Raw genomic sequence first — 19,534 nt, 5'->3', positions numbered from 1 at the left:
CCCATGCGATCTGCGGACGGTGTCCGCCTACTGGTTGATCACGAACTGCGACCCCGGCTGGACCACGATGTGGCCGTCCGCCGAGTTGGTGATCGTCACGTCCGACAGGGTGGCGCTGCCCCGGGCCCCGCTCATCGCGAGGATCCCGGCCCCGTTGGTGGACCTGTCGATGACGACATCGGAGATCTGCGCGGTCACCGTGCCCCCACCGGTCTTGAACTGGATGCCGTCGTAGGTCGAGTCATGGATCTCGGTGTCCCTGATCACGACCCCCGGGATGGGCAGGCCCTGGGCGAACAGGGTGATCGCCCCGAACTCCTGGTCCTCGTTCCAGAACGCCCCGCCCGTGCGGTACAGCCCGTTGTTGGCGATCAGGGTCTGACCGGAGAACGGCAGCGGGTCGTGGTCGGTGGCCAGCATGATGCCCGGGTAGTTCATGGTGTCGTAGATCAGATTGTTCTCGATGGTGTTGCCATAGCCTCCGTAGACCGCGATGCCGTTGGCCCGCCAGGGCAACTGGACGGTGTTGTTGCGGAAGGTGTTGTCGTGGCCGATGTCCACGGACTGGTCCTTGACGTACTTGTTCGCCCAGACCGCGAGGGCGTCGTCGCCGGTGTTGCGGAAGGACGAGTTCTCCACCGTGGAGTTGCGGGTGCCGTTGGTGAAGTTGATGCCGTCCGCGTAGGTGTTGCGCACGCGCATCCCGGAGAACTGGAGGCCGTCGCCGGGACCCCACAGCTCGGGGATGTTGGAGTAGTCGCGGCCGACCCACACCCCGACATTGGCGTGCTCGATCCAGACATTGCTGATCCTGGTGTTCTCCCCGAACCGGCCGTTGAGCCCGACGCCGCCCTCGGCGCCGCCGTCGCCGCCCCGGATGGTGCCCGAGCCGAAGATCGCGATGTCGGAGATCTGGGTGTTGTCGTCGATGTCGAAGCCGAAGTTGCCCTCGTGCGGATGGTTGATGCCGCCCGCCTGGTGCGGCGGGGTGAGGGTGTACAGCTGTGAGTGCCACATCCCGGCGCCCCGGATGGTGACATCGCTGATGCCGACCTGGTTGTACTGGCCCCGGTTCTGCGGGTCGTCGGTCAGGATCTTCTGCTCCTGACGCCACTGCCCGGCCGGGATCCAGACACAGCCGATCTGCCCGTTCTGGTCGGCGGTCACGGCCCGCTGGATGGCGTCCGTGTCGTCCAGACCGTCATTGGGCACGGCCCCGTACTGGGTGATCGAGACACAGCCGGACGGCTGCGGCGCGGGCGGCGCGACCTGCTCCAGGTCGATCAGGTCGACGATGTAGAAGGACGCGGTGTCCCCGGCGTCCCGCTGGAGCCGGAACTTGGTGCCCGCCGGGTAGCTCTGCGCCAGCAGGGCGTTGGACTCGTCGAACAACCGCCGGGCGTCCGTCTGCGGGGTGTTGCTCAGCCCCTCCGGATCGTCCGTCGTGCCGTACAGCCAGCTGTGCTTGGACGAAAGGTTCAGCTTGCGCACGAACGTGCCGTTGGCGTACAGGCTCAGCGTCGCCTCGGTACCGCCGCCACCCGCCGCGTCCGGGATGGAGTTGCGTACGACGATCGAGTTGGCGGCGCTGGTGGAAGTGAACTCCACATACTGGCCGGTGGAGTTGAGCCGTACCGACTTGCGGCCGGAGGACTCGGTGGCGAAGTTGGTGTGCCCGAACGTCCGCTCCTGATCGGCGGTGAGCAGGGTCCCGTTGTGGGCGGCGTTCTCCGCCTCGTACTCGATGTACGGGACCGCCGCGCCCCGGCCGACCACGATCGAGCGGGAGAAGACGTTGTTGTTCTCATTGGTCTCGGCGACGGTGTTGGTGGCGTCGGCGGTCGCGGTGAGCACGGCGGCGCCGCTGGTCGCGGTCCAGGTGCCGGAGAGGGGGACCTCGGCGGTGGCACCGGCGGCGATGGCCGGGGCGGTGCCGCTCAGCGTGGTCGAACCGGCCGTGACCCGGGTGACCGTACCGGCCGGGACGGCGCTGGTGCCCCGGTTGTGCACGGACACGGTGAAGGACACCGCGGCACCGGCCGCCGGGCTGGACGGGTTGGTGGCGATGGCGCGGACCTCCAGATCCGGGCCGGGGCTCTGGCCGACGGTCAGTCTGCTCGCCGCCGTACGGCTGTTGTTGGTGTTGTCGAGTTCCGGCACGGTGTCCGTGGGGTCCACCACCGCCGAGACCGTGTAGCTGCCCATGGGCCGCCTGCCCAGGGTCACCGGCACGGTGGCCGAGGCGCCCGCCGCGAGGGCGGCCACCGGGGCGCTGCCCGCCACCGTGCCGTCCAGGCTGACGTTCACCGTGGAGGCGGGGGAGGCGGCGGTGCCCGCGTTGCGCACGGTCACCTGGGCGGTGACGGTGTCCGACTCGGTCGGCGCCGCCGGGCTCCAGGTCAGCTCGTTGACCACCAGGTCCGGGTTGGGCGCGGCCGTGCCGATCACCTCGAACTCGGCGGCCTGGGCGCCGTAGCCGCTGCTGTTGGCAAAGAACGTCAGCCGGACGTCGGCGTAGCGGCCGGTGACCGGGATGGTGACGGTGTTGGCGTTGGAGGCGGGGTTGAAGGTGTAGTCGGCGCGGGCCTTGATCGAGGTGAACGCCGTCGAGCCCTGCGGGCGGGCCAGCACCTCGACGCTCTGGGTGCGGGCGCCCCAGGCCGCGTCCGGGTTGAGCTTGACCACCACACCGGACAGCTCGGCGTCGGCGCCGAGTTCCACGGTGAGCGAGGCGGGCTGGCCGCCTGACTCCCAGTACGTGCCGACCTGGCCGTCGTTGGCGTTGGCCGCGACGAAGGAGTGGATGGTGGAGGTCGCGGTGATGGGCTTGCCGCGCGCCAGGTTGGTGCCGTTCACCGGCGGCTCACCGGTGCCCGGGTCGGTGCCGTACACCTCCAGGGCGGACAGCTGGGCCGCGTTCCAGCCGGTGTTGGCGCTCACCAGGACCCGGACGTAGCGCACGCTGCGGGCGGTGAAGTCGACGGTCACCGTGTTGGCGGCGGCCGGGTCGAAGCGGCGGGCGGCGGACGCGGACAGCGGGGTGAAGGTGGCGCCGTCCGTGCTGCCCTCGACGGCCAGTGTCTGCGTCCTGGCCTCCCAGGACGAGGGCAGCTTCAGGACCGCCTGGTTCACCTCGACCGCGCCGCCCAGGTCGACCCGGACCCAGCTGGGGAACGACCCGGCCGGGCCCTCCCAGTAGGTCCCCTGGCTGCCGTCGGTGACGTTCGCGGCCGGGTAGCCGCCGTTCGCGCCGCTCGCGGTGGCGCTCTTGCCCAGGGCGATGTTCGGTCCGGCGGCAGCCGCGGCGGCGGCGGTGCCGGGGTGCAGGCCGAAGGCGACCAGCGCGGCCAGGATCAGGCCGGTGATCGTCCGCAGACCGTGTCTTTTCCGTCTCATGGCGTCCTCGTTCCATGGCGGGGGACGACGGGGGAGGGATGCGCTGGACCTCTTGTCCGGAACTACCGGAGGTGAGTTGTGATTTTGCGTGATTCCATCACAAGTTTGCGTGGCTTGGCTGACAGATTTCTGGCCGGGCCGTCTTTTGTCAATGGCGTGAACACGAAGAGGTACACGGGAGAGCCGGGGCTGGTGCGCGCTCCGCCCAGGGCGCACATCCGGGGCGGGCGGCGCAGAAACGGGCGCGGGCAGGTGGCCGGGATGCGCCCTGTCACGCCCCGGCGCCGGGCGCCTACAGTGTGTCGCCCAGCCCTGCGGCCCGCCCGGCAGGGCATCCGCACGGCCCTCGCCCCACCTGTACGGTCACCGGCGGCCCGACCGGGCCCCGGCCGGTCACCGGCCGGGCCGCGGAGCGGCGGGCGCCGGTGACCGCGCGTGTCAGGCACCACCCGAGAGAGCGCCCGGCCGCCGCGCAGGCGGAGCTGCCCGATGGCACCGGCGCGTCCCGAGCCGTTGGAGGCCGTTGTGTCCCGACCGTGCGTCGCCCTCGTCACCGACCCCACCTCGCCCGAAGGCTGCGGTGACGTCCTCGCCGAAGCCGTGCAGCAGCTCACCGGCCGCCCGCCGGTCCGGATCGACTCCCGGCACTTCGCCACCGGCGGCACCGGCCGCGGCATACGCTCCGGCGACGGCGAGCGGCTGCGGCTGGTCGTCCCCGGGCACCGGATCGACGTGGAGCCGGACGTGGTGGTGCTGTACGAGATACCGCCCCACCGCCGTCACACCCTCGCCGCCTTCCAGCGCGCCCTGCACCGCCATGACGTGGTCACCCTGGGCACCGGCACCACCGCCTGGCGCACGGCCACCGAGAAGAACCTCACCGTCGAACGCTTCCAGCGGGACGGCATCGCCCATATGGAGACCTCCGTCCTGTCCCGCCCCAGCTCCCAGGAGGCAGCCGCCGCCTTCGGCAAACTCGGCGGGGACGTCTGGGCCCGCCCGGTGATCGGCACCGGCGGCTACGACACCTTCCATGTCACCGACCTGGATCGGCTGGAGTACGTCAGCGGCTTCTACGCCGAGCGCGGCACCGACTGGATGCTGTCCCGGGACGCCGGGAACATCACCGCCGACGGTATGCGCCACCAGTTCCGGGTCTTCGTGCTGCACGGCGAGGTCGTGCACGCCCGTGAACACCTCCAGCCGGAGCCCGACCAGCCCTGCAACACCAGTCAGGGCGCCACCGCCGTGTTCATCGAACCCGCCGACCTCGATCCCCGGCTCACCGATCTGGCGGTCGCCGCCACCACCTCGATCGGCCTCCCGTTCGCCGGGGTCGACCTCGCCATCGAGCACGGCGGTGTGGTGTTCGAGGTGAACGTCCAGCCCGCGTTCATCCCGGGCGAACTCCCCAAGGCCGCCGTCCCGTATATCGAGGCCCACCTGAGCGCCCTCGACGCCCGCCGAGCCTAGGGCCTGTCGTTCGGATCATCCCGGCCTTCACCAAGGCACCGTGACCCATGGCCAGGGTGATCCACACGACAGGCCCCAGGACCCGCCCCGGCCGGACGCCCCGCCGGCGCACCGCAACCACGCCCCTGACCGGACCGGCCCCCGCTCGACCGGCCCGCCGCCGCCGGTCGATGTACGCTCCGAGACATGCGGATCTCCGTCTCCTCGGACATGGACGAACCGGTCGCGCGACGGCTCGTCGTGGAACTGCGCGAGCGCGGGCACGAGGTACTGACCCACGGGGCGCTGAGCCCCGGGGCCGACCCCGCGTGGGCGGTGTGCTCCGAGGCGGCGGCCCGGGACGTCGCCCGCGGCGCCGCCGACCAGGCCGTCGTCTGCTGCTGGACCGGCACGGGCGCCTCCATCGCCGCCAACAAGGTCCCCGGCGTCCGGGCCGCCCTGTGCGCGGACGCCGCCACCGCCGACGGCGCCCGCCGCTGGAACGACGCCAACGTCCTCGCCCTCAGCCTGCGCCTCACCTCCGGCCCCCTGCTCACGGAGATCCTGGACGCCTGGTTCGCGGGCGAGGTGAGCACCGACGCCGAAGACCTGGACAACATCGCCCACGTCCGCCGCGCCGACACCGCCGGTGCTCCCGGGAGCCCCGAGTGACCCGCTGGACCTGGGAGTACGACGGCTACGACCCTGCCGAACAGCGGCTGCGCGAGTCCCTGTGCACCCTCGGCAACGGCCGCTTCGCCACCCGGGGCGCCCTGCCCGAGTGCACCGCCGACGCCGTCCACTACCCCGGCACCTATGTGGCCGGCTGCTACAACCGGCTCACCTCCGAAGTCGCCGGACGCGAGGTCGACAACGAGGACATGGTCAATGTCCCCAACTGGCTCCCGCTGCGCTTCCGCCCGACGGGCCACCACTGGCTCACCCCGGACACCGCCCCCGTCCTCGACCACCACCAGGCCCTCCACCTGGACGCCGGAACCCTGGAGCGCCGCACCCGCTACGCCCTGCCCGGCGGCGCCGAACTGACCGTCCGCCAGGTACGCCTGGTCCATCTGGCCGACCCCCATCTCGCCGCCCTGCGCACCGAGTTCACCGCCGACGGCGGCCCCGTGGAGCTGGAGGTCGAGGCCGCCCTGGACGCCGGGGTGCGCAACTCCGGTGTCGCCCGCTACCGCGACCTCGACGGCCACCACCTCACCGACGCGCGGACCGGCAGCCACGCCCCGGACACCGTCTGGCTGAGCTGCCGCACCCGCACCTCGGAGATCCGGATCGGCATGGCGAGCCGCATCACCACCGAGCCCGCCGCCGAGCCCGCTGCCGCCGCCGACACCGCTGTCGCTGCCGACACCGCCGACACCGCCGACACCGCCGACACCGCCGAGCCCGCCGTCACCTCCGAGAACGCCGCCACTGCCGCCCCCGCCGACAACGCCGAGCCCCCCGACACCACCGCCCCCGCCCTCGGCGGACCGCACGCCCCGCCCCGCGCGGTCCAGCGGCTCACCCTCCGGCTCGCGCCCGGCGTCCCCGCCACCGTCGACAAGACCGTCGCCCTGCACACCTCCCGCGACCCCGCGACCAGCGACCCGCTCTCCGCGGCGCTCGCCCGGATCGACCGCGCCCCCGGCTTCGACGACCTGCTGGCCGCGCACCGCACCGCCTGGGAACAGCTGTGGCGCCGCGCCGACCTCGATGTGCCCGGCGAGGCGGGCCGCATCCTGCGGCTGCACCTCTTCCACGTCCTTCAGACCCTGTCCCCGCACACCGCGGACATCGATGTCGGGGTCCCGGCCCGCGGACTGCACGGCGAGGCGTACCGCGGGCATGTCTTCTGGGACGAACTCTTCGTCCTGCCCTACCTCAATCTGCACTTCCCCGAGGTCTCCCGCGCCCTGCTGCTCTACCGCCACCGGCGCCTGGAAGAGGCCCGGATCGCCGCCCGGGACGCGGGCCGCGAGGGCGCGATGTACCCCTGGCAGAGCGGCAGCGACGGCCGCGAGGAGACCCAGCAACTGCATCTCAACCCCAACTCCGGCCGCTGGCTGCCCGACCACTCCCGGCTCCAGCACCATGTGGGCTCCGCCATCGCCTACAACGTCTGGCAGTACTGCGAGGCCAGCGGCGACACCGAGTTCCTCCAGACCAAGGGCGCCGAGACCCTGCTCCAGATCGCCCGCTTCTGGGCGGGCATGGCGGAACTGGACCCGGACCTGGGGCGCTACCGCATCAGGGGCGTGGTGGGCCCCGACGAGTACCACGACGGCTACCCGGACGCCCCGGAACCCGGCCTCACCGACAACGCGTACACCAATGTCACCGCCGCCTGGGTGCTGGCCCGCACCCTGGACCTGCTGGCCGCCCTGCCGCTGCCCCGGCGCCGTGAACTCGCCGAGCGCACCGGCCTGGACGACGGTGAGCTGCACCGCTGGGAGGACGTCTCACGCAGGCTGCACGTGCCCTACCACCAGGGGGTCATCAGCCAGTTCGACGGCTATGGCGAGCTGGCCGAACTCGACTGGCGGCACTACCGCGAGCGCTACGGCGACATCCGCCGCCTCGACCGCATCCTGGAGGCCGAGGGCGACACCGTCAACCGCTACCAGGCGTCCAAGCAGGCCGACGTCCTGATGCTCGGCTACCTCTTCTCACCGGCCGAGCTGAACGCCCTCTTCCAGCGCCTCGACCTGCCCCTGGACGAGGAGATCTGGCGCCACACGGTCGACTACTACCTGCACCGCACCAGCCACGGCTCCACGCTCAGCGGCCTGGTGCACGGCTGGGTACTGGCCCGCTGCCGCCGCGCCGAAGCCTGGGAGTTCGTCCAGGAGGCGCTGCGCGGCGACATCGCCGACGTCCAGGGCGGCACCACCGGCGAGGGCATCCACCTGGGCGCCATGGCCGGGACCCTGGATCTGGTCCAGCGCGGACTGACCGGTCTGGAGACCCGCGACGGCGCCCTGTGGCTCGACCCGGTCCCGCTGCCGGAGCTGTCGTCGTACGGCTTCTCCATGCGCTACCAGGCGCACTGGGGCGTGCGGTTCCGGCTCCGCCAGGGACAGCTGGAGATCACCGTGCCGAACCACACCGACGCGGCCCCCATCGACGTACGCCTGCCGGACCGGGCGTTCTCGCTGGGGCCCGGGGAGAGCGCCCGGCTGATGCTGCCGCCGGAGGACTGACCCCAGGGGGCTGGCCGGGCGCTCAGTGGGCGCCGAGGCCGCCGCCGCCGAAGGAGCCGCTGCTGCCCTTGCTCCAGCGCGGCCGGTCCTTGTCGGTGCCCGGCTTGGTCTGCATATTGCCCAGCTCGTAGGGGGTCATGGCGCGACCGCCCTTGGGAACCTTGGGCACCTCGTCGGGCTCCCGGTTCTCCAGCACCTCGTGGACCGGTCCGGTCTCCGGTGGTCGCGGGTGCTCCTCGGGCCGTGGCGTCGGAGGCTCACGGTCCTTGATCCGATTGCCCAGCCAGAAACTGCCCGCCAGCACCCCGAGGACCGCCACCGCGACCACGAAGAGGACGAGGCTGAGCAGTCCGCTGGGCGCCGCCAGATACATCGCTGCGCTGCTCATACCTCATGGATACCCCCAAACGCGCACCATGACGACCGGAACGGACGGATTCTTACCAGTTTGACCGGTCGCCCGGTCAGGGCCGCCGACCGCCCAGTCCTGCCCGCTGACTCAGTCCCGGCCGCTGGCTCAGTCCGGGCCGCTGGCTCAGTCCCGGCCACTGGCTCAGTGGGCGCCGAGGCCGCCGCCGCCGAAGGAGCCGCTGCCGCCCTTGCTCCAGCGCGGCCGGTCCGTGCCGCTCCCCGGCCGGGTCCGCATATTGGTCAGCTCGTACGGGGTGAGCGGGCGCCCGCCCCGGGGCACCTCGTCGGGCACCCGGTTCTCCCGTGTCTCGCGCACCGGCCCGCCCGGCGGCACCCGCGGCTGCTCCTCGGGGCGCGGGGGCGGCGGCTCGCCGCGGCGGACCCGGATCCCCATCAGGAACGCGCCGATCAGCACGGCCACGACCACGACACCGACGACGAGCGGCCCGAGCGCGAGCAGTCCGCTGGGCGCGGCCAGATCCGGGGCCGCGGCGGGCCCCGTGAGGCTGTCTGTGAGAGTCATGGCCGCCGGGTACCCGCCACCGCCGCGCCGAACCGGCCGGGTTCGCGGCCGGTGCCTTCCCTATTTCTGGAACGCGTTCTACCGTGTGCGCCGTCAGGTCCGGTCAGGGGTCGTCCCCGGGCAGCCAGGAGGCACCGTGCATCTCGACCACACCCCCGAGCAACTGCGCCTGCGCGCCGAACTGCGCGACTACTTCACCGCACTGGTCCCCGACGGCGCCGCCGCCCGCCACACCGAGCCCGCCGAGCAGAAGCGGTTCTACCGTGAGACCATCCGCCGCCTCGGCGCCGACGGCTGGCTCGGCGTCGGCTGGCCCGAGGAGTACGGCGGACGCGGCCTGACCCCCACCGAACAGTTCGTGTTCTTCGACGAGGCCGCCCAGGCGGGCGTCCCCCTCCCGCTGATGGCCCTGAACACGGTCGGCCCGACCATCATGCGGTACGGCACCGACGAGCAGAAGGCGTACTTCCTGCCCCGCATCCTCTCCGGCGAGATCGACTTCGCCATCGGCTACAGCGAACCCGGCGCGGGCACCGACCTCGCGGCCCTGAAGACCCGGGCGGTCCGCGAGGGCGACGAGTACGTCGTGAACGGCCACAAGATCTGGACCACCAACGGCGACACCGCGGACTGGGTGTGGCTGGCGACCCGCACCGACCCGGACGCCCCGCCGCACCGGGGCATCACCATGCTCCTGGTCCCGACCTCCGACCCCGGCTACTCCTGCACCCTCATCAACACCCTCGCCTCGCACGACACCACGGCCAGCTACTACGAGGACATCCGGGTCCCCGTCACCCACCGCGTCGGCGCCGAGAACCAGGGCTGGCGGCTGATCACCAACCAGCTCAACCATGAGCGCGTCACCCTCGCCGCCCACGGCACCATGGCCATCCGCGCCCTGCACGACGTCCAGCGCTGGGCCATGGAGACCAAGCTGACCGACGGCCGCCGGGTCGTCGACCTGCCCTGGGTACGCCGCCGCCTCGCCCAGACCCACACCAAGCTCGACGCCCTCAAACTCCTCAACTGGCAGATGGTCAACGCCCTCCAGAACGGCACCCTCACCCCCCAGGACGCCTCCGCCGTCAAGGTCTACGGCTCCGAGGCCCGCCGCGACGCCTACGCCTGGCTGATGGAGATCACCGCCGTGCCCGGCGCCCTGCGCGACGGCTCCACCGGCGCGGTCCTGCACGGCGAACTGGAACGCGGCTACCGCTCGGCCGTCATCTTCACCTTCGGCGGCGGCAACAACGAGATCCAACGGGAGATCATCTCCTGGATCGGGCTGGGAATGCCGAGGGTCCGCCGGTAGGCGCACGACGGAGGCGCTAGCACACGTCGGCGATCGCCGTCGCGAGGTCCGCCGGGCGGGACAGGAACGGGGAGTGCGAGCTGTCGAGTTCGACGACCTTGGTCGGGGTCGTGGAGATCGCGTCGATCTCGCGGACGAAGCGGCGCTGGAGGGCGACCGGCAGCGCGTTGTCCCGCGTGCAGACCACGTAGGAGTGCGGCACCGTGCCGTAGTGGTCCGGCGTCACGGTGAAGGGGTCCAGGGGGATGCCGAGCGGGCTGTCGGTGCTGAGGAGGCTGATCGCCGCGATCGCCGTGGCCTCGTCGACGTCGGCGTAGAACGTCTCCCGGATCGCGGCGTGGTTCCCGGGGTCGCCGGGGTCGATGCGCACCGCGCCGACGGCGGCCGGGTCGGCGCGGAGCAGGCGGAGCGACAACTCGCCCTTGTTCTCCGGGGTTTCGCCGTACGCGGCGACCGGCCGCCCGGCGACGGGCGCGAAGGCGGCGACGTACATGAGGTGGGCGAACAGCTCCGGGGCCTGTTCGGCGGCTGCGGTCACCACCGTGCCGCCCTGGCTGTGGGCGACGACGACGCACGGTTCGCCGCCGCCGATCGTCCTGATCTGCTCGACGAGGGCCGCCGCGGCGGTGCTCGCGGTGACATCGCGCACCCCGGACGGCTCGGTGGCGAACGCGGCCGGATCGAAGGGGCGGCCCCAGCGTGTCTCGGGCGGCCGACTGTTGAGGCCGTGGCCCGCCAGGTCGACGGCGACGGAGGCGACGCCGCGCGCGGCGAGCTGTTCGGTCACCCGGCTCCAGCACCAACTTCCGTGCCAGAAACCGTGCACGAGAACCACTGTGCGCATCGCTGCCTCCACTGGTGAATCGCTGAGACCGTCATACCGCGGATCGCGGCGTCGAGTTCGGTGATCCCGGTGTGCTCCCCGTCCACCGCGCGATACAGCACGACTGGATACCACGCCGACCACCAGGAACCGGCGGGGCGGGCGGAGCGTCTCCTCCGCAAGGAGTCGAACGCTGAGTGAGGCGCTGATGGGTGTGACGGTGTTCCTGCTGATCGGGCTGGCCGTCCTGGCGTACGGCCTCTACGAAGCCCAGCTCCACTACCGCTTGCGGCGCCACGGAATCCGTGTCATGGGCATAGTGGCCCGCCACGAATCCAGTTCCGGCGGTGGTCCGTCCCTGCGCTTGGTGGTCCAGTTCGTCGACGAACAGGGCCAGGTGCACGAGGCGCGGAACCGGGAACCGGAGCGCATGACTCTGCGCATCGGAGGCCAGGCCCCGGTGGTCTACCTTCCCGGTGCGCCACGGACCGCGCGGATCGACGACGGCGGGAGAAGTCTGTGGCGGCTCGTGCTGGTCGTCGGACTCGGCTGTCTGTTCACGGGGCTCTCGCTGTGGGACATGGTCAGCCGCTGAGCGGGACGGCGGGAGCGGCTGGTTCACCACCGGGCCGGGTGCCGTCACCGGCATCGGGCCCAGGCGTGGCCCTCACGCGCCCAGGTGGCGGGCAAGGAAGCGTTCGACCGCGTGGTGGAGGTCGATGCTGTTCTCCGGGTTGACGAAGCCGTGGCCCTCGAAGACCGCGACCCGGTCGCGGTCCGGGTAGGCGCGGAAAAGGAAGCGGCTTTCGCCCGTGGAGTGGTCGTAGAGGTAGGTGACCGCGGGGTCATGCCGTCGCGGCGTGGTCAAGAGCGGTGCGGTGGCCGTCGGCGGTGTGGTGTCCGGGACGGCCTCGCCGTTCGGTGGGGGCGGTCAGGTCTCCGCGTCGCGGACCAGGAGCGCGATCTGCACCCGGTTCTGGACCGCCAGCTTGGTGAACAGGTTGCCCGTGTGCGCCTTGACGGTCGCGACGCTGATGTGCAGCCGCTCGGCGATCTCCGAGTTGCCCAACCCGTCCGCGATGGCCAGGGCGGTGTCGCGTTCCCGTTCGGTCAGGGCGGACAACTGTCTCCGCGCGGCTTCGCGGGACGAGCGGCGAGCCTCGGAGGACCGCGGCCCGGTGGCCGCCGCGATCACTCGTGCCGTGGCCGCCGGGGACAGCACGGGGTTCCCGCCCGCGACCGTTCGCACCGCGTCGAGGATGCGTGTCGGCGGAGTGTCCTTCAGGACGAACCCGAGGGCTCCGGCGCGCAGCGCGCCCAGCACCAGGTCGTCGGAGTCGAAGGTGGTCAGCATGAGCACGCGGGGCGGCACCGGCCGGGTGAGGAGTTCCCGTGTCGCGCTGAGACCGTCGCGGCCGGGCATCCGGATGTCCATCAGGACCACGTCCGGCCGCTGCTCCTCCACCGCGGTGAGCGCGGCGTCCCCGTCGGCCGCCTCCGCGACGACGGTCAGGTCCGGTTCGGCGTCGATGACGAGTCGCAGCGCCAGGCGCACCAGTTGTTCGTCGTCGACGATGACGATACGGACCGGCTCCGGTTCGCCGTCCACTCAGCTTCTCCCTTCGTGGTCGTGGCGCGGCCAGGGCAGCCGCGCGGTGAGGACGTATCCGCCCCCGGGTGTCGGATGGTGACTGAGTTCTCCCCCGGCGAGGGTGATGCGTTCGGCGAGACCGAGCAGGCCGAAGCCTGACGCCGGGGGTCGAGCGGTCGTCGTGGTGGCCGGGGAGTTGCTGACCCTCACGTTCAGTTCGTTGCCGGCTGCTCCTTCGACGGTGACGCGTACACGGGCGTCGGGGGCGTGTTTGGCGGCGTTGGTCAGTCCTTCCTGGACGACCCGATAGCAGGTACGTCCGATGACGTCGTGCGGTTCTCCCGTCACCGCCGTGGTGAGCGTGACGTCCAGTCCGGACGTGCGGGCGTCGACCACCAGGTCCGGGACCCGGTCGAAGGAGGGCTGCGGCGGCTCCGGGTGGCCCGGGTCGGCGCGGAGCACACCGAGGACGTCTCGTAGTTCCTCCAGCGCCTGGTGGGAGCCTTCGGCGATGCCACGGACCAAGGTGTGGTTCTCCTCGGCGGTGAGGTCGCGGCGGTGGTCCAGCACCCCGGCCTGCATCGCGACCAGGGAGATCCGGTGCGCGAGCACGTCATGCATTTCCCGGGCGATGCGGTTGCGTTCCAGGGCCCGTACGTGTGCCGCCCGCGCGGTCTGTTCCCGTTCCGCGCTCTCTGCCCGCTCTCGCAAGGACCGCACCTCGACACGTCGTGCGCCGATGGCCACGCCTATGGCCACCGCGGTGCCCGCGCTCAGGGTCGTCAGGGCGAGTTGGAGCCAGAGCGCGCCGGGCGGGCTCTCGACCGGGTAGATCACCAGGGTGAGCTGCGCCGCGGCCACGTAGACGAGTGCGACGACTGCGATCCGCACCGGACGGCGAAGAGCGGAGATCGAGCACAGGGCCAGCAGCGCGGCACCGATGGCGAGTGTCGACGCGCCCGACGCGACGGCGACCGCGAGGGCGACGGCGAGCGGGAACCGCCGCCGCCACAGGAGCGCCGTCAGACAGCCGAGCGCCACCAGCGGATCGCCGGTGACGAACCAGGAACAGGTGTCGGCCGCGCACCCCGGCTGCAGCCCCGCAGCGGTGGAGAGCCAGAAGGGGATGCCCAGTGCCGCCGCCGCCACCAGCCGCCCTGTCTGCTGCCACCCTCCGAGCCGTGGCGTGACGTCGTTGTCCACCCGGTCATTGTCGCGAAACCGTGTGGCCGGTGCAGCGGACCTGGGGAAACTCCCGCCTCCGCCCTGGGGCGGAGTACCGCTTCGACTCTGGTCGAAGGTGACGGGAGCCGCCGGGCCGATGTGCCGGTGCCGCCGGATGACCAGACTTGGGTCCGTCACCCGACCGTTCCGGCGCGCGACCTCGTGCGTCACCTCAGAAGGACACCAGATGCGCAAGTTCCTCGCCCTCGCCCTCGCGGCCACCGCGGTCGCGGCAGCCGCGATGCCGGGCGTGTCGGCGGCGACTCCGGACACGGCGGCGGCCACGCCGGACCCCCTTCGGTGGGGCCCGTGTCCGCAGCAGGCCGGATCGCGGGACGCTGACGCGCCCCGCCTTGAGTGCGCGACGCTCGGCGTCCCGCTGGACTACCGCGATCCCGGCGGCCGACAGATCGAGATCGCCGTCTCCCGGCTGGCGAGCAAGGACCCTTCGAAGCGCCGCGGTGTGCTGCTGACCAACCCGGGCGGCCCCGGCGGCTCCGGGCTCGACTACCCGGCCCTGCTCGCGGGCGCCGGTCTGCCGAAGGACGTCCTCGACTCCTACGACGTGATCGGCTTCGACCCGCGTGGGGTCGGCCGCAGCACGCCGGTCACCTGCGACCTGACACCGCGGCAGCAGGCGCGCGGCAACTTCCCGCCGTACGCGCACACCGCGGCCGACGTCGCCCAGGAGGCGCCGTACGCGCGGGCCGTCGCCGAACAGTGCGCCACGTCGCGGACGGCGTGGATGCTGCCGCACACCACCACCGCGAACACCGCACGCGACATGGACCGCATCCGGGCGGCACTGGGCGAACCGAAGATCTCCTACCTCGGAGCCTCCTACGGCAGCTACCTCGGCGCGGTGTACACGACGCTGTTCCCCGCGCGCAGCGACCGGATCGTGCTCGACAGCAACATGGGCCCCGACGGCTACAGCCCGACGGGCTTCCGCCTGCTCGGCCGCGGCATGGAGGACCGGTTCCCGGACTTCGCGGCGTACGCGGCGGCGCACCCCGAGTACGGACTGGGCACCACACCGCAGGAGGTGAGGGCCACGTTCTTCGAACTCGCCGAGCGGCTCGACGCCGAACCGGTCGGCGCCATCGACGGGACACTGTTCCGCGGGGTGACGTTCGAGCGCCTCTACGCCGATGGCCTCCTGCCCCGACTGGCCGAGGAATGGCGGGCGCTGGACAAGGGCGAGCCGCTGCCGGCTCCGCCGCCGGTCCCGGAGAACCTCTTGGCCAGTCATCTCTACGTGATCTGCGGTGACTCGCGTTGGCCCGGCAAGATCCGGGACTACCAGCGCGGTACGGCGATCGACCGACTGACGTACCCGATGCTGGGCGGGAGCACCGGAAACATCAAGCCCTGCGCGTACTGGCCGGACAGCCGGGTCGAGCCGCCGGTGCGGATCGGTGACCGCGGCCCGTCGAACGTACTGATGGTGCAGAACGAACGGGACCCGGGAACACCCCTGGCCGGTGCCATGAAGCTGCGGCGGGCCTTCGGCGACCGGGCCACGATGGTGACAGCCGACCAGGGCGGTCACGGTGTCTACCCGTTCGGCCGCACCCTGTGCGCGAGCAGCACGGTGACGGCGTTCCTGGTCGACGGAGAGCGCCCGGCCGAGGACCTCGCCTGCGCCGCGGAGCCGGACGAGTGACGGGAGCGGACGCGGTTGCCTTTCCGCGCGCTGTTCCCTCTGCGGCCGACGGACGACGACGGCCGGGAGACGGTCCACGCCGTCGACGTCAGGCACGGGCAGAACCACGGCGGGCTGATCCAGCCGACTGCCCGGCGGCACCACGGGGCATCAGGAACCGTGACCGGCCCGGGTCGCGTCTGTCTCCCGGACCGGGAAAGGGATGCCCATGACCACCGACCCGCCTCGCCCGCCTCGCCCGTCCGGCCCGCCGCCCGCGCGCGGCGACCCACGCCCCGCAGGTGACCCGCCGCCGCCGTACACGCCGCTGTGGCGACGGCTGCGGGAGGACGAATGGCCCTCGCCGGGTGAGGTGCTGAGGGGCCGGCGGGCGCAGGTGTCGCCCAGGGTCGTGCTGGTGCTGGTCCTTCCGTGCCTGTGGTGGCTGACCGTGCCGCTGCTGGTCGGCTACCAACTGGCGCGTACGGCCCGCCGCATGGCGCGCCGCGTCTTCCCCTCACGTCCGGCGGGGCAGGTCGAGGACGATCCCGACATGTCCCGGGTGCGACGGGTACGGGCCTGGACGGCTCTGGTCGTCTCGGTGGGGCTGCTGTCCGCGTTCGGAGGCTGGCAGGACCTGCCGGGGCAGTTCCTTGAGCACCTGCTGTTCGCGCCCTGGCTGACCCTGGTGAGTGCCGCTGTGGTGGTGGCCCTGCTCTTCGCGGTGGCCAGGCCCGAGACGCGGCGGTCCATGCGGACGCGGCTGTGGCCGACCGGCAGATCGGTCCTGTGGTACTTCGGCGCCTGGACGCTGGTGCCGCTGCTGTTCATGGCGGCGGCCGAGGGGATGAAGCTGCTGGAGGGTGGTACCAATCTGCTGCTCTGGGCGTCCGTGATGTTCGTGTGCTGGACGCCGTTCTGGTGGGTGGTCTTCTTCCTCTGCTTCGCCACCGGTCCGGCGCTGGGCAACGCCTTCAACCTGTCCGCCGTGCACGCGGCGCTGCCCGCGCTGGTCACCGCCGTCCTGGTCTGGGTGCTCGCCTTCCTCGGCCTGTCGTCGGGCGGGCTGCCGCCCGGCCCGGTGGTGCTCGCGGTCTGCGTGTTCCTCGGGGGCCCGGTGTCGGTGACGGCATTGGCGTGGTGGGAGATCCACCGGCTGCGGCAGCGGCACGGAGCGCGGTTGCGGGGTTAGCGCCAGGGAGCCGTGCGTCGGGTCCGGCCGGGTGGCCGGTGCCGATCACCGCCGCAATGCGGCGTACCGCTCAGCGTCCGCGACGGGGATGGCGTGGCGCGTCTCCTGCGAACGCCAGAACCACGAAGGCCGCTACGCCCCGCGCACCCCGCGCACCACAAACATTCCGAACGCCCCACCACGGTACGGAGATCGCCCCGATCCGGACGCCCCCGCCGCTTGCCGCCCACCGTGCCTCCACGGCTACGCTGGCCCCGCCTCCCGATCACCGGGGGTGGGGTCCGGGGGAGTGTGGCGGCGGTGTTCGGGGCCGGGCGCTTTCTGGCCATACTGGACGGGCCGGGGAGGGCGCGGAGACGGTGACGGGGGCGACTGCGGGCGATGGCGGAGACCAGGCTGATCCAGGGCCGGTACCGGCTGCTCGATGTGATCGGGCGCGGCGGCATGGGCGAGGTGTGGCGGGCGCGGGATGAGTCGCTGGGGCGGCTGGTCGCCGTGAAGTGCCTGAAGCCGATGGGGCCGCAGCACGACGCCGACTTCACCCGGGTGCTGCGGGAACGGTTCCGCCGTGAGGCGCGGGTGGCCGCCGCGCTCCAGCACCGCGGCATCACCGTGGTCCATGACTTCGGCGAGTCCGAGGGCGTGCTGTTCCTGGTGATGGAGCTGCTGGAGGGCCATGACCTCAGCCGGCTGCTGCTCGACAACCAGCGGCACCCGCTGGCCGTCGAGGACGTGGTGGAGATAGCCGAGCAGGTCGCCGCCGCCCTCGCCTACACCCATCAGCAGGGCATCGTGCACCGGGACCTGAAGCCCGCGAACATCGTCCGCCTGCACGACGGCACCGTGAAGATCTGCGACTTCGGCATCGCCCGGCTCGCCGACGGCATCGGCCTCACCTCCCAGCTCACCAGCACCGGCGTCGCCATGGGCACCCCCCTCTACATGTCCCCGGAGCAAATAGGCGGCAGCGCGGTCGACCAGCGCAGCGACCTCTACTCGCTGGGCTGTGTGCTGTACGAGATCGCCACCGGGGCGCCCCCGTTCGACCTGCCCGACCCCTGGGCGATCCTGGTCGGCCACCGCGACACCGAGCCCACCCCGCCCCGCGCCCACCGCGCCGAACTCCCCGCCTACCTGGACGAGATCATCCTCGACCTGCTCGCCAAGGAGCCCGACGCCCGCCCGCGCGACGCCCATGAACTGGGCCGCCGGATCGCCGCCGCCCGCGCCACACCCGCCTACGTACCGACCCTGGCCGCCGCCACCCGCCCCCCGTCCGAGCCCCGCAGCGCCCTGCCGGGCAGCCCCCCGGACGGCCCGGGGACGCTGCCCCCGACCGAGCCGTACGCCGGCCCCGTCGTCTGGCCCGAGCCCGAGCCCGAGACAGAGTCCGAGCCCGCGCCCGCGCCCGATCCCGGACCGGGACCGGGACCCGGGTCCGCCGAGGCGTCACCGCGGCCCGGCCCCCTGCCGGCCTGGACCCGCGGTATGACCACCGGCCGCCGCGCCACCGGCGCCGTCCCCCGCCCCGACGCCCCCGCCGCCTCCGCCACCTGGGCCGCGCTGACCGCCGCGTGGACACCCCGCCCGGACACCGGCCGCCCGGCCGCCCCCGCGCCGGAGGCGCCGCCCGCTCCGCCCCCCGAGGTGCGCGCCGAACTCGCCGCCCGCCACAACGCGGCCCTCGGACTCGGCAGGCTCGGCCGCTGGAGCGAGGCAGAACAGGTGCACCGCGCGGTCGCCGCCGACCGCGAGCAGATGCTCGGCGCCGACCACCCCGACACCCTCGCCAGCCGCTACGAGATCGCCTTCACCCTCAGCCGCACCGGCCGCACCGCCGAAGCGCTCGCCGCGTACACCCGGGTCGCCGCAGACCGGGAACAGGTCCTCGGCGCCGACCATCCCGACACCCTCGCCGCCCGCCAGGAGGCCGCCTACGTCCTGGGCCAGTCCGGGCGGGCCGAGGAAGCCCACGAGGTCTACACCGAGGTCCTCGCCGCCCGGCGGCGCACCCAGGGCCCCGACCACCCCGACACCCTGCGCTGCCGCCACAACCTCGCCTTCAACCTGTCCCGGCTCGGCCGCCTGGACGAGTCGTACCGGACGGCCGTCGAGGTGGCCGCGGCGCGCGCCCGGGTGCTCGGCCCGCTGCACCCCGACACGCTGGTCACCCGCTACGAGGTGGGCTACGCGCTCGGCCAGCTCGGACGGTGGACGGAGGCGCTGGCGACCTACCGCGAGGTCGCCGGGGCACGGGCGCGGGCGCTGGGCCCCGACCACCCCGACACCCTCGCCGTCCGCTACGAGATCGGCATCGGCCTGGGCAGGCTCGGCCGCAGCGCCGAGGCCCTCACCCTGTACCGGGAGCTGATCGCGGACCGCACCCGCGTCCAGGGGCCCGCCCATCCCGAGACCCTGCGCGCCCGCCACGGCCTCGGCGTCAACCTGGGCCGTCTGGGGCGCTGGGAGGAGGCGCTCGTCGAGTCCCGGGAGGTCCGCGCGATCCGTGAACGCGCCCTCGGGCCCGACCACGCCGACACCCTGGTCTCCCGCCGTGAGGTCGCCGTCGGCCTGGGCTGGCTGGGCCGCTGGCAGGAGGCGCTCACCGAGTACCGCCGGGTCGCCGAGGCCCGCGAACGCCTGCTGGGCGCCGACCACCCCGACAGCCTCGCCAGCCGCCAGGACGAGGCCCACTGCCGGGCCCAGCTGGAGCGCGCCACCGAGGCCGGACAGCGCTAGAGCGGGTCATGGCTCCGACG

15 protein-coding genes are annotated in these 19,534 nt (G+C 72.6%); 8 read left to right on the top strand and 7 right to left on the bottom strand.

Annotated features, from left to right (window positions below):
* Window positions 1–27 precede the first annotated feature (27 nt).
* A complete protein-coding gene (locus AB0D49_RS35935) occupies window positions 28–3,396 on the bottom strand; it encodes a CARDB domain-containing protein (protein ID WP_362766375.1) in 3,369 nt (1,122 codons plus the stop codon).
* A gap of 525 nt (window positions 3,397–3,921) precedes the next feature.
* Between AB0D49_RS35935 and AB0D49_RS35930 the strand changes: the two genes are divergently transcribed.
* From AB0D49_RS35930 to AB0D49_RS35920, 3 genes are all read left to right on the top strand, one after another.
* Window positions 3,922–4,869: an alpha-L-glutamate ligase gene (locus tag AB0D49_RS35930; protein WP_362766372.1), complete on the top strand. Its 948-nt coding sequence runs from the start codon at window positions 3,922–3,924 to the stop codon at window positions 4,867–4,869.
* A 186-nt stretch (window positions 4,870–5,055) separates the two neighbouring features.
* Window positions 5,056–5,520 carry an RpiB/LacA/LacB family sugar-phosphate isomerase gene (locus AB0D49_RS35925; RefSeq protein WP_362766369.1) on the top strand — a complete coding sequence of 155 codons (465 nt, stop codon included), beginning with the start codon at window positions 5,056–5,058 and terminating at the stop codon, window positions 5,518–5,520.
* Complete coding sequence (locus tag AB0D49_RS35920) at window positions 5,517–8,051, top strand: glycosyl hydrolase family 65 protein (RefSeq protein WP_362766367.1); 2,535 nt, start codon at window positions 5,517–5,519, stop codon at window positions 8,049–8,051. The genes AB0D49_RS35925 and AB0D49_RS35920 overlap by 4 nt, the downstream gene beginning before the upstream one ends.
* A 22-nt stretch (window positions 8,052–8,073) precedes the next feature.
* Here AB0D49_RS35920 and AB0D49_RS35915 read toward each other — a convergent pair whose 3' ends face one another.
* Window positions 8,074–8,439, bottom strand: coding sequence for a DUF6479 family protein (locus AB0D49_RS35915; RefSeq protein WP_362766364.1), 366 nt, complete (start codon window positions 8,437–8,439; stop codon window positions 8,074–8,076).
* Between the two features lie 165 nt (window positions 8,440–8,604).
* Complete coding sequence (locus tag AB0D49_RS35910) at window positions 8,605–8,985, bottom strand: DUF6479 family protein (protein WP_362766360.1); 381 nt, start codon at window positions 8,983–8,985, stop codon at window positions 8,605–8,607.
* Window positions 8,986–9,121: 136 nt separating this feature from the next.
* Between AB0D49_RS35910 and AB0D49_RS35905 the strand changes: the two genes are divergently transcribed.
* A complete protein-coding gene (locus tag AB0D49_RS35905; protein WP_362766358.1) occupies window positions 9,122–10,300 on the top strand; it encodes an acyl-CoA dehydrogenase family protein in 1,179 nt (392 codons plus the stop codon).
* A gap of 16 nt (window positions 10,301–10,316) precedes the next feature.
* Here AB0D49_RS35905 and AB0D49_RS35900 read toward each other — a convergent pair whose 3' ends face one another.
* Window positions 10,317–11,144: an alpha/beta hydrolase gene (locus AB0D49_RS35900; RefSeq protein WP_362766356.1), complete on the bottom strand. Its 828-nt coding sequence runs from the start codon at window positions 11,142–11,144 to the stop codon at window positions 10,317–10,319.
* Between the two features lie 187 nt (window positions 11,145–11,331).
* Between AB0D49_RS35900 and AB0D49_RS35895 the strand changes: the two genes are divergently transcribed.
* A complete protein-coding gene (locus tag AB0D49_RS35895) occupies window positions 11,332–11,718 on the top strand; it encodes a DUF3592 domain-containing protein (RefSeq protein ID WP_362766353.1) in 387 nt (128 codons plus the stop codon).
* A 72-nt stretch (window positions 11,719–11,790) separates the two neighbouring features.
* Here the strand turns inward: AB0D49_RS35895 and AB0D49_RS35890 are convergent, their stop codons facing one another.
* The 3 genes from AB0D49_RS35890 to AB0D49_RS35880 all read right to left on the bottom strand — a co-directional run bounded on the left by AB0D49_RS35890 (window position 11,791) and on the right by AB0D49_RS35880 (window position 13,917).
* Window positions 11,791–11,991 (bottom strand): hypothetical protein, encoded by a 201-nt coding sequence (locus AB0D49_RS35890; RefSeq protein ID WP_362766350.1) that lies wholly within the window; start codon window positions 11,989–11,991, stop codon window positions 11,791–11,793.
* A 63-nt stretch (window positions 11,992–12,054) separates the two neighbouring features.
* The gene (locus tag AB0D49_RS35885; RefSeq protein WP_362766347.1) at window positions 12,055–12,732 is read right to left on the bottom strand and encodes a response regulator transcription factor; all 678 of its coding nucleotides are present in this window, start codon (window positions 12,730–12,732) and stop codon (window positions 12,055–12,057) included.
* A complete protein-coding gene (locus tag AB0D49_RS35880) occupies window positions 12,733–13,917 on the bottom strand; it encodes a histidine kinase (RefSeq protein ID WP_362766344.1) in 1,185 nt (394 codons plus the stop codon).
* Window positions 13,918–14,125: 208 nt separating this feature from the next.
* Between AB0D49_RS35880 and AB0D49_RS35875 the strand changes: the two genes are divergently transcribed.
* From AB0D49_RS35875 to AB0D49_RS35865, 3 genes are all read left to right on the top strand, one after another.
* Window positions 14,126–15,604, top strand: a complete 1,479-nt coding sequence (locus AB0D49_RS35875) for an alpha/beta hydrolase (protein WP_362766342.1) — start codon at window positions 14,126–14,128, stop codon at window positions 15,602–15,604.
* A 208-nt stretch (window positions 15,605–15,812) separates the two neighbouring features.
* On the top strand, window positions 15,813–16,775 hold the full coding sequence (locus tag AB0D49_RS35870) for a hypothetical protein (RefSeq protein ID WP_362766339.1): 963 nt from the start codon (window positions 15,813–15,815) through the stop codon (window positions 16,773–16,775).
* Window positions 16,776–17,156: 381 nt separating this feature from the next.
* Window positions 17,157–19,514, top strand: coding sequence for a serine/threonine-protein kinase (locus AB0D49_RS35865; protein WP_362766336.1), 2,358 nt, complete (start codon window positions 17,157–17,159; stop codon window positions 19,512–19,514).
* Window positions 19,515–19,534: the final 20 nt, after the last annotated feature.

Source organism: Streptomyces sp. NPDC048290 (genome assembly GCF_040652095.1).
Taxonomy (GTDB): Bacteria; Actinomycetota; Actinomycetes; order Streptomycetales; family Streptomycetaceae; genus Streptomyces.
The sequence above is the reverse complement of the archived record's forward strand: the minus strand, read 5'-3'. Positions and strand labels throughout refer to the sequence as shown.